Source organism: Caulobacter endophyticus, from assembly GCF_003116815.1.
Classification (GTDB): domain Bacteria; phylum Pseudomonadota; class Alphaproteobacteria; order Caulobacterales; family Caulobacteraceae; genus Caulobacter; species Caulobacter endophyticus.
Genome location: NZ_QDKQ01000053.1, coordinates 32,475 through 56,018, shown reverse-complemented (window position 1 = coordinate 56,018; position 23,544 = coordinate 32,475). Strand labels below are relative to the sequence as shown.

The window sequence follows — 23,544 nt, the reverse complement described above, 5'->3', positions numbered from 1 at the left end:
CTCCCTAAGGGGAAGGCTCCGATCCTAGGAGCCGACCCAGCGTCGGACCGCGCCGACATCCACGTGAACGAAATTGCTGACGGGGTAGTACCCGACGCCGCCCTGCTTCAGGTCGAGGGCCGCAGTCCTCAGCCGATCCAGGGAGACATCCTCCAGATAGAGATCGATCGCCTTGCCGTCCATGTGCAGGCTGCGCTTGGCGACTTCACCGCTGCGCGCATGCAACATCGCGTTGGTCTTGGGCGATCGATAGCCGGAGATGATCTGGAAGTGCGACTTGCTTTCGGTGCGAGCCGCCAGGCCCGCCATGATGTCGTAGAGCTTGGGATTCATCGGCGAGACGTCGCCGGTGCGATAGTCACGCAGGACCTTGTCGAGGGCCTGGACCGCGTCAGGGACGTATTCGCCCTTGTCGAAATAGACGGCTTCCAGCTTTTCCTGGGTGTGCACGTTGTGCAGCTTCACCCAGCGCGGTTCGGCGGAAATGATGCGTTTCGGCTCGGCGACGGGAACCGGCGCTTCGGGAAGGCCGTTCTCAGGCATGCCCTCGGCCGCACTGCCCAGGTCGCCCTGCTTCATCAGCAGGTCGGCGATGGGATCGGCCCCGGGGCCGAACTTGGACTGTGCGAAGGCCGCCATCGGCCCGACCGCACTGGCGCCCAGCACACCCAGGCCAAGGCCCAGGAGCTTGCGTCGTTCGATCATAGATACGCTTTCCCGACTGACTGCGTCAGGCCGCCAAAGAGGCCGCCCGCGCTCACTTGGAACACGATAAACTTTCCCGATCGGAAAGACTTACGCGCCAAAAGAGGCCTGACGAGGGCCGTCGGGTCAAGCCGCCCCGATGGACGCGGAGCCGCCGAAAGCCTGAGCATTCGCTGCTCAGGCCACGCTTCAAGTGCTGCAAAGACAGCGGCTTGGCCGCCTAAGGCAAGCGGTCAGACGGCATTGGATGCGGCGATACGCTGCACCAGAGAACGATCCCATCCATACGGGTCGTCGCGGAAATTCACCTGCCCGTCCGGGGTCACATAGGCGGTCCAGTAGAGCAGATAGACGGCCATCGGCTTGGGCAGCTGGGCGCGCACGGTCTTGCCCGAGGCGATGGTGGCGTCGACGTTCTCGGCCGTCCACTCGGCGCTGCCGTCCAGCAGCTGCTTGGCCAGCGGGATGGGCTTTTCCAGGCGCACGCAGCCATGGCTGGCTAGGCGGCTGTAGCTGGCGAACTTGGCCCGCGACGGGGTGTCGTGCAGGTAGACGCCGTAAGGGTTGTTGAAGTCGAACTTCACCAGACCCAGCGCCGCCTTGTCGCCGGCCTTCTGCTGCAGGCGCGTGCCGCCGCCTTCGGTGGGAATGACGATGAAGTCGTTGCGGGCGAGGTAGCCCGGATTGGCGCGCTCCTTGGGCCACAGCTCCTTGGTCGCGATCGAGCTGGGCACGTTCCACGGCGGATTGAGCACGATCGAGTGGATCTGCGACTGCAGCATCGGCGTCTCGTCGCCCGGACGGCCGGTGACAGCGCGCATGGTCAGGGTCGGGGCGTCGTGATGGAAGACGCTCATCACCGCGGCGGCGATATTGACCTGTATGCGGTCGGCCGGCAGCTCCTCGGGCAACCAGCGCCAGCGCTCCATGTTGGCGACGATCTGGTCGATGCGCAGCTGCACCGGGACGTTCAGCGCCGCCAGCGTGCCCCTGCCCAGCACGCCGTCGGGATTGAGGCCGAAGCGCTTCTGGGCGCGCATCAGGGCCTGCTGCAGGGCCTCGTCGAACACCGGGGCCTTGTCGACGGCGATGGTCGGATCCTCGATGGCCAGGCGCGCCTCGAGCTGGGCGATGCGCGGATCGCCCTTGTCGCCGAGCTTCAGCGGCGCCCCCTCGGGGATCACGGCCCAGCCGCCCTTGGCGGCGAGGTCGCGATAGGTGACGAGGCCCTTCAGCAGGGTCTGGTAGCCGGTATAGGGCGGCGACAGGTCTTCCAGCCAGCCGGCCACGCGGTCGTTCTGAACGGCGGCGGCGAAGCCGGGCGCCGGATCGTAGGCGGCCGGGCGCAGGCCCCAATCGCCGTCGAAGTCGGCGGCCGCCAGGCGGCCGCTGTGCACGGCCTTGGCGTAGCGCATGGTCAGGGCCACGAGCTGGGTCGCCCCGGCTTGGCGATCGGCGGCGTTGCGCGAGTCCAGAAGGGCCAGGGCGCGATCGGGCGCGAAGGCGCCGGGCTCGAAGCCATGCGAGGGGGCGTCGTTCAGCGCCTTGACCAGCAGGTCGATCTGGTCGGCGCGCAGGGCCGGCGGCGCGGGCACGGTCACCGGCGCCTGCTGCGGCGCGCGGGGAGCCCGGACCTGAGCTTGAGCGAGAACGACCGGAGCCGCCGACATCCACAGCGCCGCCCCTAGCAGGGCGGTCGAAACTTTCAGGCTTTTTCTCACCGTCGACGGGTCTCGCACGCATGTTGCGCGCGGGTCTTCCGCGCGCTTCTCAAATGGCAATTCCGCGTCGGGGTCGTCAACGCGAGTATCGTGAAAGTCCAACGGCCAAGGTCCCCGTTTGGTTCTTTCTGACGTTGCGGAACCTTAACGCCACACTCGCGGTTTGCAGTTCGACGACGGCGCCTTTGCGCCATAATCGTCCTTGTCAGGACCAGCCATAATGAGAATCGCCCAGGTTCCGCCCCTGTATGAAGCCGTGCCGCCGCGGTTCTACGGAGGCACCGAGAGGGTGGTCGCGCACCTGACGGACGCGCTTGTCGACCTCGGCCATGAGGTCACCCTGTTCGCTTCCGCCGAAGCCCGCACCAAGGCCGACCTCGTGGTCGTCCGCGACCAGGCCATTCGCCTCGATCCCGCTCCCCTCAAGTCCGACCTCGCCGCCCACATCGCCATGCTGGCCGAGGTTCGCCGGCGCGCCGACGAATTCGACGTCATCCACTTCCACACCGACATGATCCACTTCCCGCTGTTCGAGAACATGGCGGAGAAGACCCTGACCACCCTGCACGGGCGCCTCGATCTGAAGGACCTGCCTGGGGTCTACCGGCGCTGGCCGCAGTTCCCGCTGGTGTCGATTTCCGATAGCCAGCGCCTGCCCCTGCCCTTCGCCAACTGGGCCGGCACGGTGCTGCACGGCATGTGCGCGGAGATCTACGAATATCACCCGAAATCCGAGGGTTACCTGGCTTTCCTCGGGCGGATCTCGCCGGAGAAAGGTCCCGAGCGGGCGATCGCCATCGCCAAGCGCCTGGGTCGCCGGCTGAAGATCGCCGCCAAGGTGGACGCCGCCGACCGGGAATATTTCCACACCGTCGTCGAGCCTCTGCTGGACCATCCGCTGGTCGAGTTCGTTGGCGAGATCGGCGACGCCGAGAAGTCGGCCTTCCTGGGCGGTGCGGACGCCCTGCTCTTCCCCATCGCCTGGCCCGAACCGTTCGGCCTGGTGATGATCGAGGCCATGGCCTGCGGCACGCCGGTTATCGCCTACCAATGGGGATCGGTGCCGGAAGTGATCGAGGAAGGCGTCACGGGCTTCATCGTCGACGACGAGGACGAGGCAGTCGCGGCCCTGCGCCGCTTGCCCGACCTGTCGCGCCAGACAGTGCGCGAGCGCTTCGAGACCCGGTTCTCGGCCCACGCCATGGCTCGCCGGTACGAGGATATCTATGCGCGCCTGGACAAGGCGGCCCAGCCGCCGCGCCTGACGCTCGCCCAGAGCGCATGACCTTAAAGGCGGCCCAGCCCCGCCGGGTTGAGGCCGCATTGTAGCTTTCAAGTTCAGCGACCGCGCCCTCCCCGGCGCGGCCGCTGATCGCGTTTAGACAAGGGGCAACGAGATGGACGATCTGGCGCCGACCCCGGTGACGGCGGGCGAGCATGGCGAGACCGGCGAACCGCGCGTGCCCTACCGGCTGTTCGCTCTCAAGGATCGCGACACCTTCCTGGTGGCCGACGCCTTCGGCGACGTGCTGGGGGCCGCCGACGGCCTCTTTCACGACGACACGCGGCTGCTGTCGCGGCTGCGACTGCTGATCGGCGGACGGCCGCCAGCCCTGCTGAGCGCCAGCGTCTCGCAGGACAACGTCTTCTTCACCTCGCACTCGACCAACCAGACCCTGCCTTCACTCGGCGGCGCTTCGGCCCCGCACGGCGCGATCCATGTGGAGCGCAAGCGGTTCCTGTGGTCCGAGCGGCTGTACGAGCGCCTGCGGTTCGTAAACTACAGCCGCGACATGGTCATCCTGCCGGTGGCCCTGGAGTACGACGCCGACTTTCACGACATGTTCGAGGTGCGCGGCTCCAAGCGGAAGGCCAGGGGCCGGGTGCTGCCGGCCGAACTGAACGGCCGCTCCGTCCACTTCGCCTATCAGGGCCTGGACGAGCTGCGCCGCGACAGCGTGATCGCCTTTTCCGAACCGCCCGGACGGCTGACCCCGCAGCGGGCCGAGTTCATGTTCATGCTGACGCCCGACAGCCACTTCGATCTCTATCTGGAGGTGGGCCCCGTTCCCGACCATCCGCCGACCCGCGAACGCTGGCGGGCCGCCGCGGCCCGCGCGCGCCTGGACATGCGCGGCCGCCGTCGGCGCGGGGCGCGCCTCAAGAGTTCGGGCCGCCTGTTCAACGACTGGCTGGAGAAATCGCGGGCGGACCTGGCCTTGCTGACGACCGAATTCGAGACCGGCCCCTACCCCTATGCCGGCATTCCCTGGTTCTCGACGCCGTTCGGACGCGACGCGATCATCACGGCCTGGCAGGTGCTTTGGATCGAGCCCCGGCTGGCCAAGGGCGTGCTTGCCTATCTGGCGGAACATCAGGCCGAGGAGGTCAGCGCCTTCCGCGACAGCGCGCCCGGCAAGATCATGCACGAGACCCGCAAGGGCGAGATGACGAGGCTCGGCGAGCTGCCGTTCGGGCGCTACTACGGCGGGGTCGACACCACGCCGCTGTTCGTGGCCCTGGCCTGCGCCTATGCCGAGCGCACCGGTGATCTGGCCTTCATCGACGGCCTGTGGGACGCGCTGCAGGCGGCCGTGGCCTGGATCGAACAGTTCGGCGACAGCGACGGCGACGGCTTGATCGACTACGCCCGCGGCGCCGACACCGGCCTTTCCAACCAGAACTGGAAGGACAGCGAGGACAGCGTCTTCCACGCCGACGGCAAGTTCCCTGACGGCCCCATCGCCGTGGTCGAGGTGCAGGGCTACGCCTTCGCCGCCTTCAAGGGCATGGCCGATCTGGCCCGCCGGCGCGGCGAAACCGAAAACGCCGAGCGCTGGAGCGCCAAGGCCGAGCACCTGCGGACCATGGTCGAAGAGCGGTTCTGGATGGAGGACAAGGGCTTCTACGCCATGGCCGTCGACGGCCACGGCAAGCCCTGCCGCGTGCGCGGCTCCAATCCGGGCCACCTGCTGTTCTGCGGCCTGCCCTCGCCCGAGCGCGCGGCCAAGGTGGCCGAGACCCTGCTGTCGGCGGCGTTCAACAACGGCTTTGGCGTACGGACCCTGGCCGAGGGCGAGCCGCGCTTCAATCCGATGAGCTATCACAACGGCTCGGTCTGGCCGCACGACACCGCCATCTGCGCCATGGGCCTGGCCCGCTACGGCCATCGCGACGGCGTGGTTCGGATGACCTCGGGCCTGTTCGAGACCGCAGCCCACTACGAGATGCGGCTGCCGGAGCTGTTCTGCGGCTTCCCTCGCCAGCCGGGCGAGCCGCCGGTGGCCTATCCGGTCGCCTGCCTGCCCCAGGCCTGGGCCGCAGGCTCGGCCTTCATGATGCTACAAGCCTGCCTGGGCATCACGGTCGACGGCTGGGCGGGCGAGATCCGCATCCAGGAGCCGCGCCTGCCGATCGGCATCGACAGCCTGTCGATCGAGAACCTGGGCGTCGGCGATCGCCTGACGGACCTGGCCTTCGAGCATGTCGGCCGGCACGTCACCGTACAGGGCGGACGACGCTCGACGGTGCCGATCCTGACCCGCTGCTGATCCCGAAAATTCCAAGAAGAACAAAAGCCATGCCCCAGAACCTCGACCTGTTTCCGATCGGCAACTGCTCGGTCAGCGCCCTCATCGACCGCGACGGCCGTTTCGTGTGGGGGTGCATGCCCCGCATCGACTCCGATCCGGTGTTCAGCACCCTGCTGGGGGGCCTCGAGCCGCCGTTCGAGGGCGGCAAGGGCCTGTGGGACGTGGTTGTGGACGGGGCGGTGAAGATCGAGCAGGCCTACCTGCGCAACACCCCGATCCTGCGCACCGTGGTCACCGACGCCGACGGCGCGAGCCTGGAGATCATCGACTTCGCCCCCCGCTTCCAGCAGTTCGGCCGCATCTATCGCCCCACCGCCTTCATCCGCCTGGTGCGGCCGATCAGCGGCGTGTGCCGCGCCACCATCCGCCTGCGCCCGACCGCCAACTGGGGCGCGCGCCTGGCCGAGCACACCAACGGCTCCAACCACATCCGCTACCTGTGCTCGGACATGACGCTGCGGCTGACCACCGATTGCCCGGTCTCCCACATTCTGGAAGAACGCACTTTCCGCGTTGAGCGGACCCTGGCGATGTTCCTGGGCGCCGACGAGGGCTTCGACGCCGACGTCGGGGCCACCTGCACGCGGATGCTGCAGCAGACCGAGGACTATTGGCTGAACTGGGTGCGGGGCCTGGCAGTGCCGCTGGACTGGCAGTCGGCGGTGATCCGCGCGGCCATCACCCTGAAGCTCTGCATGCACGAGGAGACCGGAGCGATCGTGGCGGCCATGACCACCTCGATCCCCGAACACGCCAACAGCGGCCGCAACTGGGACTATCGGTACTGCTGGCTACGCGACGCCTACTATGTGGTCCAGGCGCTGAACCGGCTGGGCGCGGCCGACATCCTGGAGAACTACCTCTCCTACCTGCGCAACATCGTCGACCGGGCGGCCGGCGGCCACATCCAGCCGCTGTTCGGGGTGGGCTATGAGCCGGCCCTGATCGAACGTTTCGCGCCTGACCTGCCCGGCTATCGCGGCATGGGGCCGGTGCGGATCGGCAATCAGGCCTTCGAGCACCAGCAGCACGACGTCTACGGCCAGATCATCCTGTCCTCGACCCAGGCCTTCTTCGACGAGCGGCTGCTGCGGCCGGGCACGATCGAGGACTTCAAGGCCCTTGAGCCGGTGGGCGAGCGGGCCTTCCAACTGCATGACCAGCCCGACGCCAGCCTGTGGGAGTTCCGCGGCCGGGCCAATGTTCACACCTACTCTTCGGTGATGTGCTGGGCCGCATGCGACCGCCTGGGCAATGTCGCCGAGAAGCTGGGCCTGGCCGACCGCGCCCAGTTCTGGAACGACCGCGCGGCCAAGGTGCGCGAAGCCATCGACACCCATGCCTGGAACGAGACGCTGGGCCGGTTCGCCGCCACTTTCGGCGGCGAGGAGCTGGACGCCAGCCTGCTGCAGCTCGTCGATCTGCGCTTCATCGCCGCCGACGACCCGCGCAACAAGGCCACGGTGGCGGCGATCGAGGCTGGCCTGCGCAAGGGATCCTACCTGCTGCGCTACGCCCTGCCCGACGATTTCGGCACGCCGCAGACGGCCTTCAACATCTGCACCTTCTGGCTAGTCGAGGCGCTTTACCTGGAGGGCCGCGTCGAGGAAGCCCGGGCCCTGTTCCAGGAAATGCTCGACCGCCGCACCTCGGCCGGGCTGCTGTCGGAGGACATCGGCTTCGAGGACGGGGAGCTGTGGGGCAACTACCCGCAGACCTATTCGTTGGTTGGTCTGATCAATTGCGCGGCGCTGCTCAGCAGGCCCTGGACTTCGGTACGCTGAAGCTAGGTCAACCCCTTCGCCCTCACGTTTTGGTCAGTCAAACGTGACCCCCCGAGCGCCACGTCAGGCGGATCGAACCTGGCGTCGGGGCGTTGTTGGCGGCTGAGTTCCATAGTGAAAGGGGCCTAACTGCATGACCACGTACGGGTCTGCCGCTCGGCTTGCGTCGTCGGATCTTCCGTCGCCGCCCACCAGTATTCCTGCCAATTCGGCGCTGTTCCTCGACCTCGACGGGACCCTAGCGCCGATCATGCCCCGTCCGGACGACGTGGGTCCGGACGCCGCCCGCGCGGCGCTGATCGCGCGCCTGCGCGAAGCTTTCGACGACCGCGTGGCCGTGATCAGCGGCCGTTCGCTGGATGATCTTTCCCGCATCCTGGGGGCAAACAGCCTGGCCTACATGGCCGGCGTCCATGGCCTGGAGCGCCGCACCCCCGAGGGCGTGTTCCGCGCGCAGCCGCACGAGGGCCTCGCTGAAGCCCGCGACGTGCTGGCCGACCTGGCCCGCTGCGATCGCGGCCTGATCTTCGAGGACAAGCACCTGAGCGTCGGCCTGCACTACCGCAACACGCCGTCGGCCGCCGACGCGGTCATCGAGGCGGCCGAGCGCCTGAAGCGCCAGACTGGCCTCGTCCTGCAACTGGGCGACATGGTCGCCGAACTGCGCACGCCGGGCCAGGACAAGGGCTCGTCCGTCGCCGCCCTGCTGCGCGAGCCGGCCTTCGACGGCGCGCTGCCGATCTTCATCGGCGATGACCTGACCGACGAGGACGGCTTCGAGGCCGCCCGTCGCCTGGGCGGCTACGGCGTGCTGGTCGGTCCCGAGCGCCCCACCGCCGCCAGCTATCGCCTCGACGGTCCGGAGGCCGTTCACGCCTGGCTGGACGCGGTCGCCCAGGAGGCCGCCCGATGAGCCGCCTGATCGTCGTTTCGAACCGCGTCAATCCGCCGTCCGGCAAGGGCGAGGAAAGCGTCGGCGGCCTGGCCATGGCCCTGGCCGCGGCGCTGCGCGAATATTCCGGCATCTGGTTCGGCTGGAGCGGCAAGACTACGCCGGAGTTCACCGGCCAGTTGAACATGCAGCGCATCGAGGGCGTGACCGTCGCCACGGTCGACCTCGAGGAAGGCGACTACCAGGAGTATTACAACGGCTACGCCAACAAGACGCTGTGGCCGCTGTTCCACTATCGCGTGGACCTGACCGCCTACGACCGCTCGTTCGGCGAGGGCTATGACCGCGTCAACAAGCGCTTCGCCGAGACCCTGCGCCCGCTGATCGAGCCGGACGACATCATCTGGGTGCACGACTACCACCTGATCCCGATGGCGCGGGAACTGCGGCGGCTGGGCGTGACCAACCGCATCGGCTTCTTCCTGCACATCCCCTGGCCGGCCCACCAGCTGGTGGTCACCCTGCCCCGCCACCGGCCGCTGGTGGAGGCGCTTTTCCACTACGACGTCGTGGGCTTCCAGACGGAAGAAAGCCTGCAGGCCTTCGAGGGCTACGTGCTCAACGAGGTCGGCGGCGAGAAAACCGAGGACGGCCGCCTGCGCGCCTTTGGCCAGATCACCGAGGCCGGGGCCTTCCCGATCGGCATCGACGCCGACGACTTCGCGCGGATCACCAAGAGCCCGCGCGCCATGCGGGTCTACGACCGGATGGCGGCGCACAGCGTGTTCCGCAAGATGGTCGTGGGCGTGGATCGCCTCGACTACTCCAAGGGCCTGGAAGAACGTCTGCTCGGTTTCGAGCGGTTCCTGCATGACCACGAAGACGCCCGGCGCGAGGTGATGCTGCTGCAGATCGCCCCGCTGTCGCGCGACGAGGTCGAGGCCTACCAGGACATCCGCCACCGGCTGGACGGCCTGATCGGCCGCATCAACGGCGCCTATGCCGAGATGGACTTCACGCCGATCCGCTATCTCAACCGCTCCTATCGGCGCGACGAGCTGGCGGGGGTGTATCGCGCGGCCAAGGCGGCGCTGGTCACGCCCCTGCGCGACGGCATGAACCTGGTGGCCAAGGAATACGTGGCCTCGCAGAATCCCGAGGACCCGGGCGTGCTGATCCTGTCGCGCTTCGCCGGCGCCGCGCGCCAGATGAAGGAGGCGCTGATCATCAATCCCAACAGCCCCGAGGAGATCTCGGACGCGCTGGCCCAGGCGCTCGCCATGGACGAAGGCGAGCGCAAGCGGCGCTGGGAGGATCTGATGGACAACGTCACCCGTCAGGACGTCACCGCCTGGCGCGACGACTTCGTGGCCGCCCTGAAGGGCGATCCCACGGTCCAGGCGGCCAACACCGAGAGCCCGGACGAGCCAGCCGTGACCACGGTGAAGAAGGTGCTCGCCGGGGCCAAGAAGTAGGAGCGACACGCAGATGGCCCCACGTCCCACCTGGCAGGGCCATCTGCGGCTCTCGCTCGTCACCTGCCCGGTGGCGCTCTACACAGCGACCAATCCCGGCGGCGAGGTGCGGTTCAACCTGTTGCACCCCAAGACTCACAACCGCATCCGGATGGTCGCCACGGATCCGGACCTCGGCCCTGTCGAGCGTTCGGACCTGGTCAAGGGCTACGAGGTCGAGAAGGATCGCTACGTCATCGTCACGCCAGAGGAGATCGAGAGCGTGCGGCTGGAGAGCACCCGCACGATCGACATCGAGCGCTTCGTCGACGTGGCCGACATCGATCGCCTCTACTGGGACAATCCGTATTTCCTGGTCCCCGACGGCAAGCTGGCGGTCGAGGCCTATAGCGTGATCCGCGACGCCATGGCCGGCGCCAAGCGCATCGCGCTGGGCCGGGTCGTCATGCACACGCGCGAGCGCCTGCTGGCCATCGAGCCGCGCGGCAAGGGGCTGGTGGCCTATTCGCTGCGGTCGTTCGACGAGGTGCGCGATCCGGCCGACCTGTTCGACGACATTCCGGCCAGGAAGGCCGATCCGGCGATGATCGCCATCGCCCGCAAGATCATCGAGCAGCAGGACGGCCCGTTCGAGCCGAAGGACTTCAAGGACCGCTACGAGGAAGCGCTGCGCGACCTGATCAAGCGCAAGGAAAAGGGCGGCAAGACCAAGGTCGCCGCCGCCCCGCCCGAGGACACCAACGTGGTCGACCTGATGGAGGCCCTGCGCAAGAGCCTCGGCGGCAAGGCCTCCACGACCAAATCCCCAGCGAAGAAGGCGGCCCCGAAGAAGGCCGCCTCCGCCAAGACGAAGAAGGCCTCCTAGGCCTCTTGCGCCACCGGCGACTTGGCCTCCTTCAGGCGAAGATAGATACAGCCAAGGCCGACCACGGCGTTGAGGATGCCGACCAGCACGAACGGCGAGGCCGGGCTGATCACGTCGAACAGCACGCCGCCCAGGGTGCCCAGCACCAGGATGCCGAACGCGCCGCACAGGTTGAAGAAGCCGATGACGGCGCCCCTGCCCTCTTCCGGCGCTTCCTTGCCGATCAGGGCCTGGGAGCCGATGAAGGCGCTGATCTGGCCAACGCCCAGCAGCACGAACAGCGGCATGGCCGCCTTGCTCAGCGGATCGTCGATGAACATCGTCGCCAGATAGCCGACCCCGCCCAGCAGCATGCAGGCGGCCAGGGCCGTCAGGCGGTGGGCCTTGTCGATCATCAGGGCCACGACCACCGGCCATAGCAGGGCCGCCGACTGGGCGACGACGAACGGGATGCGGCCCTGGTCGAGGGCGTCGGCCAAGCTCGCGCCGTCCTCCAGCGCCGCCTTCTTGCCCCAGGCGATGGCGTAGGCGCCGACGATGGCCAGGTCGCCGCGGGCCACGAAGGCCGAAGCGTAGGCCAGCACGATGCGCGGATTGGTCTTGGCCGCCGAGACGCCGACGCCCAGTTGGGTCGAGAGCTTGACCCGTTCCACCGAGCGTGTCGCCACGCCGGGCTTGAGGCCCAGCCACATGGCGGCCGCCGAAATCAGGCACAGGGCCGCCGCGATGGCCAGCGCGGCCTGACCGGCGGTCTTCTCGTCCATGCCCTGACCGACGAACACCGATGGCAGCTTGCCGATGGCCAGGGCCAGCATCACGACCCCCAGGCCGTTGAGGATGCCCGACATGGCGACGATCTTGCCCCGATCGCGGGCCTTCACATAGTCGGCCAGGATCGTCGACAGCATGCCCGTGGTCGCGCCGATACCGATGGCGTAGACCACCTTGTAGAGCGACAGGTCCCAGATGTTGGTGGCCAGCGGAAACAGCAGGTAGCCCGCCGCCGTGGCCAGGAAGCCGATGGCGTAGACCGCGCGGCGCCCCACCCGGTCGGCCAGGGCCCCCGCCAGGCCGAACACGAACAGCAGCGCCACCTCGTTGACGAGATTGAGGATCCCCAGGACAGAGCCCTGGCGGTCGAGCGGCACGCCGAGATTGGCGCTGAGCACGTAGGGCGTCATCACCGCGACCGTCGTGGCCAGACCGATGTTGACGAAGGCCGCGTAGAGCGCGGTCCACATGTGGCCGGCGCGCACGCCGGGCTCGATCGCCAGTATGCCGAACCGCTCGGGGTTCTTGGGCGCAGCCATCGGGAACTCCTGGAAAAAACTTCGGGGCAAGGAAAAGGCCCGGCGCGCAGGGGCGCCGGGCCTTGAAGGTCACGCGATCAGAAAGATCAGAAGGTCTTGCTGATGCGGATCGAGGCCGCGCGCTTCTCGGGCAGAGAAACCACGTAGGAGCGCGGCGGGGTGTTGTTGTTCAGATCGAAGAAGCCGAAGTCGGTCGCCGCGATGGCGTTCTTCGGAGTGTCGTCGTCGAACAGGTTGGTGACGGCCAGATCGATGCCCCATGACCCGTCGGTGATCCCGGCCCGCAGATCCGAGACGAAGTAGCTCGGCAGCCAGGTCAGGTTGTTCTGGGTCATGTAGCGCTTGGACTGGTAACGACCCGACAGTTCGGCGGTCCAGGACCAGTTCGACATCTTCGGCAGCTCGCCGGTGACCAGGGCCGAGATGTTGAAGCTGTGCTTGGGCGTCAGCGGAACGACCTTGCCGGTGTAATCGCCGTTGGTGGACTCGATCCGGTCGAAGTAACCGGGGGTCGGGACCTTGTAGTCGGTGAACTCGGCGTCGGTGTAGGTGTAGTTGCTGCTCAGCGTCAGCCAGGGGGCGGCCCGCCAATCGCTGGTCAGGTCGATGCCCTTGCTCTCGCTTTCGCCGGCGTTCTCCACCGACGGCACCGAGGTGCCGCCCAGAACCTTGGTCGTGCCGATCTGCTGGTTCTTGTAGCGGTTGAAGAACAGCGCGCCGTTCAGGACGAGGTCGCCGCCCAGGAAGACGTTCTTCGAACCGATTTCGAAGCTTTGCAGCTTCTCCGGCTTGAAGGTGGAGTCGACGCTGCCGCTGGTGCCGGTGGTATCGACGCCGCCCGGCTTGAAGCCCTCGCCGTACGACGCATAGACCGAGTTGCGCGAGGTGATCTTGTAGCTGGCCACGAAGTTCGGCGTGAAGGCGTCGGCGCGGACGGTCTTCTTGTCGACCTGGGTGGTCCTGGCCAGTTGGGCGGCCCGCGCGGCGGCGGTGCCGGCCGGACCGGCGGCGCAGCCCAGCTGCTGCAGGCAGACCAGCTGCACGCCGAACAGGCGGTAGTACATCGGCTGGTACGGGCTGCCGCGATAGGCGACGCGTTCCTCGATGTAGCGACCGTCGAAGCGCAGGGTCAGGGCGTCGGTGACGTCGTATTCGACGCTGCCGGCCCAGGACAGCGAGTCCGTTTCGCGCGAGATCTTCAGCGGATAGTCCGCCGTGGCCTTGGCCGTGGTGGTCGGCGCCTGGAAGGCCCCGGTCGCCGTGGCGCCGCCGCCCATGAAGAGCGCCGTCAGGATGGTCAGGCGCGGGTCGGAACCCTCGCGCATCCAGAACTGGTCCTTGTTGATCTGGCTGGCCTGCTCGTGGAAGTACAGGCCTTCCAGCGAGGTCCGCAGCTTGCCGAAATCCTTGCTCCAGCGCAGCGTCTGGCTCTGCTGCTTGGTGTCGAAGTCGTCGTCGAGCATCACCGAGAAGCCGATGGCCGGCAGGCCGCCGGTCGGCGCCACGGTCGAGTAGTTCAGGCCGTAGGCGCGCAGGAAGCCCAGGTACTGGTAGAGCGAGCCATAGAACGGCGCCATGCCCGCATAGAGCGGAAGCACGTTGCCGCTAAGGCTGTTGTTGGAGTTGTCGAAGTCTTGGATCTGGGTGGTCTCGCCGCGGGTGATGCCGGTCAGCGAGGTGAACGTGCCCCAGTCGCTTTCATAGTTGACCTCGAACGAGGCGCGGGTCGCGTCGGTGACCGTGCCCTTGAAGTCCTTGCCCGTGCGCGGATCCAGCGAGTAGGCGATGGTCTGGCTCTTGACCACCGCGGCGTCGCTGAGGTCGCCCTTGACCGTGAAGCCGGGGCGATTGTTGCTGGGATCGGTGACGGCCACGCCCAAATTGGCGGTGTTGGCCGTGCCGGTCAGCGGGTTCACCGCCGTGATGTAGGCCCGGGCCATCTGGTCGTATTCTTCATGCGAGCTCTGCACCCGGGCGAAGACGGTCAGCTTCTCGGTCGGCTTCATCAGCACGCTGAAGGCCGCGCCCTTGGCTTCACCGCCGCCGACGCGCTTGCCGCTGACGCTGTTCAGGTACTGGCCGTCGTTTTCCCAGGCGCCGGCGTTCAGGTTGATCGCCAGCTTGTCCTGCACCAGCGGAACAGAGAGCGAGACCTTGCCCTCCCTCAGGCCGAAGTCGCCGGCTTCCAGGCTGATCTTGCCCTCGAACTCGCCGAGGTTCGGACGCTTGGAGATGTAGTTGATCGCGCCGGAGAAGGCCGAGCGGCCGTAGAGCACGCTCTGCGGCCCCTTCACGATCTCGATGCGCTCGGCGTCGACGAAGCGCAAGCTGGCCAGGGCGCCGCCGCCAGCGGTGGCGAAGGCTTCCGAAGACGTGTCGACCCCATCCACCAGGATGGCCACGTTCGGACGGCCCCGAACGGCCTGGACGCCGCGGATCGCCGGGCGCGTGTCGCTGGGCGTAAGGCCCTGGTCGAACGTCAGGCCGGCGGTCGATTGAGCCACGCGGCTGATGTCAGAAATATTGCGACGCTCGATCGTCTCGGCCGAAACGGCGTTGATGGTGACCGGAATGTCCTGGGAAGATTCAGACTTGTTTCGCGCCGTGACGGTGATCTCCCCAATCACCGTGGACTCTTCCGAAGTCGTCGTTTGCGCGAGGGCTTGCCCCGAACAAATCAGAAGCGTAAGAGCGCTCGCGCTCGCGCCATAGATACTCATTGCCGACTTGGTCATGACTCCCCTCTTCAAATCTTGACCACACCCCGCCGCGTTCCCCGCGACTGTTCCCCGACGGTCAAGATGATGGAGCCGGACCAATACAGGTCTTGCGATAAAGCGTTTGTCCGTCCATCGGATAGGAGTTCAGGAAAGTCCCGCCATGCTGACAGACGTAGCGCCCGCAACCAAGCCTCGGCAATCGCGCCGGATCGCCACAGAAGCTGCGATCGTAGAGGCGTTCGGGCGTCTTATGGAGCGCGGAAGCGTCCACGACGCGGGTGTGAACGCCCTAATCAAGGAAGCCGGCGTCGGCAAGAAACAAATATATGACTACTTCGGCGGACTGGGCGGCGTCGCCGACGCCTGGGTGCGCCGCACCGGCATCTGGCCACGCCTTTCCGACATGCTGGACGAGCCCCTGGAGACCTTCCACCAGCGACCGCCGATGGAGCGCCTGCGAATGCTCGTGCGGACCTACGCCTCGTCGCTGCGCGCGCACCCCGCCGTGGCCACGATCATGGCCGGCGAATTCGCGGGCCCTCCGGAATTGCGCGACGCGGTCACCGCGGTGCGCATCCGCATCTGGGAAGAGTACGAGCGCCTGTTCATCGGGCAGCGCAGCGAGGACAAGGAACTGCTGGCCATCGCCATGACCATGCTATCGGCCGTCTCGTATGTGGGCATGCGCGCCAAGTTCGAACCGAATTTCTTCGGCTTCGACCTGCATGACGACTTGGCTTGGGAGCGCGTGGTGGGCATGCTGGACCACGTCATGGGCCGCTACCAGACCGGGGTCGACGCGGCGACTTCTCACCAGTCGGATAGCGCCGACTAGAAAATTGACCGGTCGGTCCCCTTTTGAAAGTCTCCGAGCATCCCGCCAAGCGCGGGCCTGACCGCACGCGGAGACCTTGATGTTCGGCGACCCTCTTTCCCTCCCCGTCAAACCCCAGGCGGGCGACCTCTGGGTAGCCGCGACCATAGTCACCGACGACAAGCTGAAGCTCGGACTGTCCAGGATTCTGCTCCTGGGTCCCGACCTGCAGCAGAAGGCGGCCCTGCACACGGGCGATTTCGGCATGGTTTCGGGCTTGGCGGTGAATCCCCGCACCGGTGAGCTCAACGCCCTGGATCCGTTCGCCCGGAACGTCACCCGCATCGACGCCGAAGGACTTCGCGTCCCGGGCCAGGCCTCTCTCCTGCCCGGTCGCGGCCTCGGTTCGATGGTGTTCCTGCCCGACGGCGGCGCCCTGGCCGGCGAGCACCTCTCGGGCCTGGCTCCGCCCTTCACCGGCGAAGGGCGCCTCGTGCGCTTCGACGCCGACGGCCGGGTGACGCGCTTCTACCGCCCCGAGTACCATGGCGGCGTCATGGGCTTCCTGGGCGTCACCCACCTGACCGTGCTGTCGGACGGCAAGACCGTCGCCTACGTCTCCGAGACCGGCCACACCGTCTATCGCTTCGACATCGAGGCCGACGCCCAGCTGCCGCCGCTCTATGTGCGCACCGATCCGCCAGGCATGGTGTTCGGCATCGCCGCCACGCCGAACGACGACGTGCTGGTCAGCTGCGGCAACGAGGTGCGCCGCGTGGCCCAGGATGGGTCGGTGCTGCGCACCTACGCCGTGCCGGAAGGCCGCGGGTGGTCTTTCCTGCGCGTCACGGACGACGGCGCGCATTTCTGGGCCGGCGACTTCTTCTCGGGCCAGTTGGCCAAGATCGCGCTGGACAGCGGCGAGCTGGTCGCCAGCGTCAAGCTGGACATCCCGTTCGGCGTCACCTCGATCGTCGAAGCCAAGGCGGCCTGAAAGTGAAGAAGCGCAAGATTCTGCTGATCGGCCTTGGCGCCGTCGTCCTGGCGGGCGCGACGACCTATGCGACCGCGCCGCTCTACTGGAACCGCTATTTCCGCGCCCTGACGGTCAATCCGCTGGAGCCGCCGATCGACTGGTACAAGCCGGTCGCCGTCGTGAAGGGCGCGCCCGCCACGCCCCTTCCGAAGACGACGCCGGAAGCGGCCGGGATCGATCCGGCCGCGCTGGAGGCGGCCGCCGAGTACGCCGGCGCGCGAAAGTCCGACGCCCTGATCGTCGTCAAGGACGGGGCGATCGTCTACGAGCGCTACTGGAACGGCGTCGGTCCCAACACGGTGATGAAGGCCCACTCCTTCACCAAGACCATGACCGGCATGCTGATCGGCGCGGCCATCGCCGACGGGAAGATCAAGTCAGTCGACCAGCCGGCCGCCGACTTCATTACCGAGTGGAAGAACGACGAGCGCTCGAGGATCACCATCCGCGATCTCCTGCAGATGTCGTCGGGCCTGGAGCCGCCGGACTATTCCTACGCCCCGTGGTCGAGCACCATCCGCACCTTCCTGTCGCCGGATCTCGCCAAGGACAACCTGGCTCTCAAGGCCGTGCATCCGCCGGGCACGGTGTTCGGCCACCACAATCCCGACCCGGTGGCGCTGAGCGTCATCGTCGAGCGGGCCACCGGCAAGACCTTCGCCGACTACATGTCGGAAAAGCTGTTCTCGCCGCTGGGCATGCACGACGGCTCGCTGTGGCTGGCCAAGGAAGGCGGCCTGGCGCACGGCGACTGCTGCATGATCTCGCAGGTCCAGGACTGGATGCGTATCGGGATCATGCTGGCCAACGGCGGATCGTTCGAGGGCAAGCAGGTTCTGCCCGCCGACTACGTCGCGGCCATGAGCGCGCCGGGCAAGGCCAATCCGGGCTACGGCTTCCAGGTCTGGCGCGGACGTCCGTTCGTGAAGAACCGCATCTACTCGCCAGAACGTCCCGACAAGGCCAGCGTGTCGGCCGAGCCGATCGCCGCCGAGGACGCCATCTTCCTGGACGGCTGGGGCAAACGCCGCCTCTGGATCGTGCCCTCTCAGAAGCTGGTCGTCCTGCGTGACGGCGTCGATCTCGACGACTGGGACGACACCAAGATACCCAATCTCATTCTTCGCGGTCTGGCGGCCCCCGCCGCCCCGCAGCCGGAGAAGGCGCCATGATCAAGAACCAGTGGTACGTCGCCGAGTACAGCGACGAAATTCCAAATGGCGGCCACAAGCGGGTGAAGATGCTGGGCCTGGAGTTCGTGGTGTTCCGCGACTCCAAGGGCAAGGTCAGCTGCCTGTCTGACGTCTGCATCCACCGCGGCGCGTCGCTGGGCAGCGGCATGGTCGTCGATGACGCCATCGAGTGCCCCTATCACGGCTGGCGCTTCAACGGCGGCGGCAAGTGCGTGAAGATCCCGTCGCAGGAGCCCGGCGTGAAGATCCCGCCGCGCGCCAAGGTCGACGCCTATCCGGTGCTGGAAAAGTACGGGATGATCTGGGTGTTCATGGGCGACCTGCCCGAGGCCGAGCGCCCGCCCCTGCCGCCCTTCCCCGAGTTCGATGACCCGGCCTGGCGCTGCATTCGCGGCACCTACGAGTGGAAGGCCAACTACGCCCGCATCACCGAGAACGGCATCGACCCCTCGCACGCGGCCTTCGTCCACCCAAGCTTCGGCGACAAGGAAGCCCCGCAGGTGCACGAGTTCACGCTCGAGCAGGACGAGTGGTCGGCCTATGCCGAGCTGAAGTTCGTGCCGCCCGAGTACAAGGGCATGTGGAAGTTCTTCCGCAAGGCCAAGCGCAGCATGGTCACGGTGCGCAACGGCTTCCACGTCTCGGGCGCGCACGTGCGCATCCAGATCCGCCCGACACCGACCTGGTCGACGGTGATCTTCGACGTCAACACGCCGATCGACGAGACCACCACGATCACCCGCTGGATCATGGCCCGCAACTTCCTGACCCAGAAGATCTGGGACGGCGACAGCCGCCGCCGCACCCTGCGCATCTTCGAGCAGGATCGCGTGATCATGGAGAAGGTCTGCCCCGAGCTGCTACCGGTCTATCTGCACGAGGAAGTCAGCGTGAAGTCGGACGGCATCATGGTGGCCTGGCGCAACAAGCGCCGCGAGCTGATCGAGAAGGGCTGGGCGCTGGACGTCGACGCCATGGAGCGCGACGTGCAGGGCAAGCGGGCGATGGTGATCCCCTCGCCGGACCGCGCCGATCCGAAGGAAGCCAAGGACTTCCTGCTCAAGACCGTGCCGCTGGTCGACGGCGAGCGGGTTCGGGCCGAGGCCTTGAAACAGCGCCACGGCGGCTCCGCGCCGGCCGCGGCCGAGTAGCGGGAGCGACGCGCATGAGACCGAGCATCCTCGTCCTCGTCGCCGCGCTGGCCGTCACGGGGGCCGCGCAGGCGGCCTCCGTGGAGGTCAAGGTTTCGGGGGTCCAGAACGCCAAGGGCCAGGTCGTGGTGTCGGCCTGCGACAAGGCCACCTTCCTGAAGTCCTGCCCCTACAACGTGAAGGTTCCGGCCGCCTCGGGCGCGGTGAGCGCCAAGTTCGCCAACCTGCCGCCCGGCCGCTGGTCGTTCCTGGCCTTCCACGACCAGGACGGCGACGGCGTGATGAAGAAGACCGCCCTTGGCCTGCCCGCCGACGGCGTGGGCCTGTCACGCGCCCCCAAGGCGCGGTTCGGCCCGCCGAAGTTCGAGGACTCGGCGGTGGACGTCGGCGCAGACGGCGCTAGCGTGGCGGTCGGGCTGAAGTACTAGGTCAGCCAGCCTGACCCAAAAGGAACCTCCCCCTGTGGGGGGAGGAGATCGCGTAGCGATCGGTGGGGGAAGTGGTTGCCGACTTGCCAAGGCGGCGGCAGCTGGAAACGTCCCCCCACCGGCCTTCGGCCGCCTCCCCCACGGGGGTTTTTCTAGGCCGGAAACCCGCCCGCCTTAGACACCATGCCCGGCAGCGCCGGTGCGCCAAGCACGCCCTTGAGCCAGCCGGCCGTGTCGATCAACGAGGCCAGGTTAAGCCCCGTCGACACGCCCATGCGCGCGAACATGTAGGCCAGGTCTTCGGTCGGCACGTTGCCGGTGGCGGCCGGGGCGAAGGGGCAGCCGCCGATGCCGCCGATCGAGGCGTCGAGGCTGGCCACGCCCGCGCGCCAGGCGGCGAAGGCGTTGGCCAGGCCCGTGTTGCGGGTGTTGTGGAAATGGGCGCGCAGCACCGTCTCCGGGGCGACGGCGCGCACGGCGGTGAAGCGGGTCTCGACCGCCAGGGGGTCGCCCACGCCGATTGTGTCGGCCAGGGTAAGCTCGGTAACGCCGTAGTCGGCCAGCTCGGCGGCGATGCGGGCCACGTGCTCGACGGCCACCTCGCCCTCGAACGGGCAGCCGAAGGCGGCCGCGATGGTGACGCCCAGCTTCAGTCCAGCCTGCCGCGCGACCTGCGGCGCCTCTGAAATCTGGCGCAGGGTCTCGGCGATCGGGACGCCCTGGTTGCGGGCATTGAAGGTCTCGCTGGCCACGACCACGAAATTGACCTCGTCGACATCGGCGGCGATGGCGCGGTCCAGGCCTCGGCGATTGAGCACCAGGCCGATCAGCGACACGCCGCGCGCGCGCAGGTCCTGCTGGCCGCGCAGGCGGGCCATCACCTCGTCGGCGTCGGCCATCTGCGGCACGGCGCGCGGATTGACGAAGCTGACCGCCTCGACGCGGCGCGCGCCGGCCTCGACGGCCTTCAGCACGAGGGCCGCCTTGTCGCCCGCCGAGACCATCGTCTTCTCGTTCTGCAGGCCATCGCGAGGCGACACCTCGACGATCTCGATGCGGTCGGTCATGGCGCGGTCTCCTCGACGCCCGCGACGCGGGCAGGCATGGCGCGCGAGGATGCGTAGCGGCGCCCGCGAAGCCAGCGCCCCGCCCGCGGGCGCCCGACAGGCGGGGAGCCGGCGAGACCAGGCAGCGAACACCGGTATGCGGCGCAAACTCCTCCTCGATCACTGGAGGGGAGCCTGATCGATGAACACCAACAAAACCGCCGCCCTGCTGGGCGTTTCACTACTGGCTCTGAGTTGGGCGGGCGCCGCGTCCGCCCAGGAAACGCCCACCGCCGTCGACGAAGTGATGGTCACCGCACGCCAGCGGGCCGAGAACCTGCGTGACGTGCCCGCCGCCGTTTCGGCCCTGAGCCAAGGCACGCTGGAAGCCGCCGGCGTCGCCCGCGCCGCCGATTTCGTGGCCCTGACTCCGGGCGTCAGCCTGGTTCAGGCCGCCGAACAGGGCGACGCTCAGGTCAATATCCGCGGCGTCAACGGCGCCCGCGACGCCCAGGCGTCGTTCGCCTTCGTCGTCGACGGGGTGCAGATGGCCAACCCTGCCGCCTTCAACCGCGAGTTCTCCGACCTGCGCCAGATCGAGGTGGTGAAGGGTCCGCAAGGCGCCGTCTATGGCCGCAACGCCGCCGCCGGGGCGATCATCGTCTCGACCGTGGAACCGGGCGAAACCTTCGAGGGTGCGGGCAAGGTCAGCGTCGGCAACCGCGACAGCTTTTCCGGCGACATCCGCGTAGCCGGACCGCTCAGCGAACGGATTTCGGGCAGCCTGTCGGCCGACTTCCGCAAGACCGACGGCTTCTGGGGCAGCGACTTCGGCGGCGGCGCGGTCGACCGCTTCGAGGGCTACAACCTGAACGGCCGCCTCGTGGCGTGACTGGACGAGAAGACCAAGCTCGACCTCAAGGCCCGCTATGGCGAGCTGACCGCCGGCTCGATCGCCTACAACGCCGTCTTCGCCCTGCCCGCCTTCGCCTCGGTGCTGGGCACGCCGTCCTATCACGAAGACGTCAACGACCACCGCTTCGCCTTCCAGAACAACGTGCCGCACACCAATCAGCAGCAGGCGATGGAGGTCTCGGCCAAGCTGGAACGGGACCTCGGCTTCGCCACGCTGACGGCCTGGACCCTCTATTCCGACATCGACAACGACCTGGTCGCCGACGGGACCTCGGCCTCGTTCGGCTTCTTCAACGCCAGCGCCGCCTGCGCCGCCTCGATCGCCAACCTGACCGCCAAGGGGATCACCCTGCCCGCGCCGCAGTACCTGGCGCCGACGGCGGCGGGCTCGTTCTTCGGTCCCTACACGCCGACCGCCTGCGACGGATACCAGTACCAGAAGCGCGACCAGAGCGACGTTTCGGGCGAGTTGCGCCTGACCTCGCGCTCGGAACAGCCCCTGCGCTGGATGGTAGGGGCCTACGCCCTGCGCATCGACCGCGAGGTGGGCGTGGCCACGGGCCTGGACGGCGGCGGCGAGGTTCCACGCGCCCTCTACGTGCCCTCGTCCTCGGCCTATTCGACCGAGCAGCTCTACTGGGACGACTTCCGCAGCGACGTGGCGGCCGTGTTCGGCCAGCTGGCCTACGACATCACGCCCGGCCTAGAAGGCTCGCTGGCTCTGCGCTACGACCGCGAGGAGCGCAAGGTCCATAACCTGGTGCCGACGGCGACGCGCAACAAGTACATTGACTTCAACGGCCCGCCCTACACCGGCGGCGCGGCGTTGAACCCGGGCCTGGACGCCACGATCAATCCGGGCGGCATCAAGGACCAGAAGAAGACCTACGACCAGCTCCAGCCCAAGATCGCCCTGCGCTGGAAGGCCAGCGACGACTGGACGCTCTACGGCGACTGGGGCGTGGGCTTCAAGTCCGGCGGCTTCAACAGCCAGGGCAGCGCCGCCACGGTGAACCTGTTCGTCAATCCGGTGCGTACGGCGGCCGGCTTCAAGCCGGTGACCATCCGCGACGACTTCGACAAGGAGGTCTCCAGCAGCTTCGAGATCGGGGCTAAGGGCCGGATGCTGGACGGCCGCCTGACCATCGATGCGGCCGCCTATCACACAGACGTCGACGACATGCAGTTCTTCGAGTTCTTCGTCGGCCCGTTCGGCCTGCTGCGCGTGGTGTCCAACATCGACGAGGTGCGGATCAAGGGCGCTGAGCTTGGTCTGCGCTACAAGGCTAGCTCTCGTCTGACGCTGGAGGCTTCGGGCGCCTATACCGACAGCGAGATCCGCAAGAACAGCGTGCGACCCGACACCATTGGCGCCGAGTCGCCCTACACGCCGCGCTACACCTGGAACTTGGCGGCCGACTACGTCCATCCGCTGCCCGATAACCTGGCCCTGCGCCTGCGGGCCGACGTGCGCGGCACGGGGCCGACCTGGTTCCACGTCGTGCAGGACCAGGACGCGCCCACGGTCTTCGAGCTGAGCTACGGCGCGCTTGGCCGGGCCAACTATGCCAAGAGCCGCCGCGACGCCTACACGACGCTGGACCTGCGGGCCGGCCTGAAAGCGGATGCCTGGAGCGTCACGGCCTTCGGCAAGAACGTGACAGGCGAGAAGTACCTGACCGAGGTGATCCCGGCGCCGGAGTTCGGGGGCAACTTCGCCTCGCCCGCCGCCGGCGCCACCTTCGGGGTCGAACTCGCCGTGAAGTTCTGACGACAGAACGAGCGGCGCCCGCACAGCGGTGAAACCCCTCCCCCGGTCCGGCGCGCGCCGCCCGATCGAGGGATTGTCGCCTCCATAGGCGTCGCGCCGTCACCCTGGGGGGAGTTGGCGCGCCA

At 67.6% G+C, this 23,544-nt stretch carries 18 protein-coding genes; 13 read left to right on the top strand and 5 right to left on the bottom strand.

Features of this window, described 5'->3' with window-relative positions:
• Positions 1 to 24: 24 nt before the first annotated feature.
• Together DDF67_RS14810 and DDF67_RS14805 are read right to left on the bottom strand one after the other, a co-directional pair.
• Positions 25 to 705, bottom strand: a complete 681-nt coding sequence (locus DDF67_RS14810) for a DUF882 domain-containing protein (RefSeq protein ID WP_109101640.1) — start codon at positions 703 to 705, stop codon at positions 25 to 27.
• A 233-nt stretch (positions 706 to 938) separates the two neighbouring features.
• Positions 939 to 2,375, bottom strand: coding sequence for a L,D-transpeptidase family protein (locus DDF67_RS14805; protein ID WP_109101639.1), 1,437 nt, complete (start codon positions 2,373 to 2,375; stop codon positions 939 to 941).
• Between the two features lie 271 nt (positions 2,376 to 2,646).
• On the opposite strand from DDF67_RS14805, the gene DDF67_RS14800 reads away from it, so the two are divergent.
• The 6 genes from DDF67_RS14800 (at position 2,647) to ku (ending at position 11,035) form a co-directional block, all read left to right on the top strand.
• Complete coding sequence (locus DDF67_RS14800; protein ID WP_109101638.1) at positions 2,647 to 3,711, top strand: glycosyltransferase family 4 protein; 1,065 nt, start codon at positions 2,647 to 2,649, stop codon at positions 3,709 to 3,711.
• 112 nt (positions 3,712 to 3,823) lie between these two features.
• Positions 3,824 to 5,977, top strand: coding sequence for an amylo-alpha-1,6-glucosidase (locus DDF67_RS14795; protein WP_109101637.1), 2,154 nt, complete (start codon positions 3,824 to 3,826; stop codon positions 5,975 to 5,977).
• A 29-nt stretch (positions 5,978 to 6,006) separates the two neighbouring features.
• Positions 6,007 to 7,803, top strand: a complete 1,797-nt coding sequence (locus DDF67_RS14790; RefSeq protein ID WP_109101636.1) for a glycoside hydrolase family 15 protein — start codon at positions 6,007 to 6,009, stop codon at positions 7,801 to 7,803.
• Positions 7,804 to 7,936: 133 nt separating this feature from the next.
• Positions 7,937 to 8,716 carry a trehalose-phosphatase gene (gene otsB, locus DDF67_RS14785; protein ID WP_109101635.1) on the top strand — a complete coding sequence of 260 codons (780 nt, stop codon included), beginning with the start codon at positions 7,937 to 7,939 and terminating at the stop codon, positions 8,714 to 8,716.
• Entirely contained in the window at positions 8,713 to 10,170 is a 1,458-nt protein-coding gene (gene otsA, locus DDF67_RS14780) for an alpha,alpha-trehalose-phosphate synthase (UDP-forming) (protein ID WP_109101634.1), read from the top strand. Before otsB ends, otsA begins: the two co-directional genes overlap by 4 nt.
• 13 nt (positions 10,171 to 10,183) lie before the next feature.
• Complete coding sequence (gene ku / locus DDF67_RS14775; protein ID WP_109101633.1) at positions 10,184 to 11,035, top strand: non-homologous end joining protein Ku; 852 nt, start codon at positions 10,184 to 10,186, stop codon at positions 11,033 to 11,035.
• Here the strand turns inward: ku and DDF67_RS14770 are convergent.
• Together DDF67_RS14770 and DDF67_RS14765 are read right to left on the bottom strand one after the other, a co-directional pair.
• On the bottom strand, positions 11,032 to 12,345 hold the full coding sequence (locus tag DDF67_RS14770; RefSeq protein WP_109101632.1) for an MFS transporter: 1,314 nt from the start codon (positions 12,343 to 12,345) through the stop codon (positions 11,032 to 11,034). The two genes, ku and DDF67_RS14770, sit on opposite strands and share 4 nt — an antisense overlap.
• 86 nt (positions 12,346 to 12,431) lie before the next feature.
• Positions 12,432 to 14,972, bottom strand: a complete 2,541-nt coding sequence (locus DDF67_RS14765; protein ID WP_158278059.1) for a TonB-dependent receptor — start codon at positions 14,970 to 14,972, stop codon at positions 12,432 to 12,434.
• Between the two features lie 373 nt (positions 14,973 to 15,345).
• On the opposite strand from DDF67_RS14765, the gene DDF67_RS14760 reads away from it, so the two are divergent.
• The 5 genes from DDF67_RS14760 to DDF67_RS14745 all read left to right on the top strand — a co-directional run bounded on the left by DDF67_RS14760 (position 15,346) and on the right by DDF67_RS14745 (position 19,687).
• Positions 15,346 to 15,900 carry a TetR/AcrR family transcriptional regulator gene (locus DDF67_RS14760; protein WP_158278058.1) on the top strand — a complete coding sequence of 185 codons (555 nt, stop codon included), beginning with the start codon at positions 15,346 to 15,348 and terminating at the stop codon, positions 15,898 to 15,900.
• Between the two features lie 79 nt (positions 15,901 to 15,979).
• Positions 15,980 to 16,873: an SMP-30/gluconolactonase/LRE family protein gene (locus tag DDF67_RS25560; RefSeq protein ID WP_158278057.1), complete on the top strand. Its 894-nt coding sequence runs from the start codon at positions 15,980 to 15,982 to the stop codon at positions 16,871 to 16,873.
• Between the two features lie 2 nt (positions 16,874 to 16,875).
• Entirely contained in the window at positions 16,876 to 18,087 is a 1,212-nt protein-coding gene (locus tag DDF67_RS14755; RefSeq protein WP_158278056.1) for a serine hydrolase domain-containing protein, read from the top strand.
• Positions 18,084 to 19,259 carry an aromatic ring-hydroxylating dioxygenase subunit alpha gene (locus DDF67_RS14750; RefSeq protein WP_109101628.1) on the top strand — a complete coding sequence of 392 codons (1,176 nt, stop codon included), beginning with the start codon at positions 18,084 to 18,086 and terminating at the stop codon, positions 19,257 to 19,259. Before DDF67_RS14755 ends, DDF67_RS14750 begins: the two co-directional genes overlap by 4 nt.
• Positions 19,260 to 19,273: 14 nt before the next feature.
• Positions 19,274 to 19,687, top strand: a complete 414-nt coding sequence (locus DDF67_RS14745; protein ID WP_109101627.1) for a DUF2141 domain-containing protein — start codon at positions 19,274 to 19,276, stop codon at positions 19,685 to 19,687.
• Between the two features lie 152 nt (positions 19,688 to 19,839).
• Here DDF67_RS14745 and DDF67_RS14740 read toward each other — a convergent pair whose 3' ends face one another.
• Positions 19,840 to 20,754: a hydroxymethylglutaryl-CoA lyase gene (locus DDF67_RS14740; protein ID WP_109101626.1), complete on the bottom strand. Its 915-nt coding sequence runs from the start codon at positions 20,752 to 20,754 to the stop codon at positions 19,840 to 19,842.
• Between the two features lie 181 nt (positions 20,755 to 20,935).
• Here DDF67_RS14740 and DDF67_RS25755 point away from each other — a divergent pair, with 181 nt between their 5' ends.
• Positions 20,936 to 21,625 carry a TonB-dependent receptor plug domain-containing protein gene (locus DDF67_RS25755; RefSeq protein ID WP_199229246.1) on the top strand — a complete coding sequence of 230 codons (690 nt, stop codon included), beginning with the start codon at positions 20,936 to 20,938 and terminating at the stop codon, positions 21,623 to 21,625.
• A gap of 102 nt (positions 21,626 to 21,727) precedes the next feature.
• A complete protein-coding gene (locus tag DDF67_RS14735) occupies positions 21,728 to 23,419 on the top strand; it encodes a TonB-dependent receptor (protein WP_199229245.1) in 1,692 nt (563 codons plus the stop codon).
• Positions 23,420 to 23,544 lie beyond the last annotated feature (125 nt).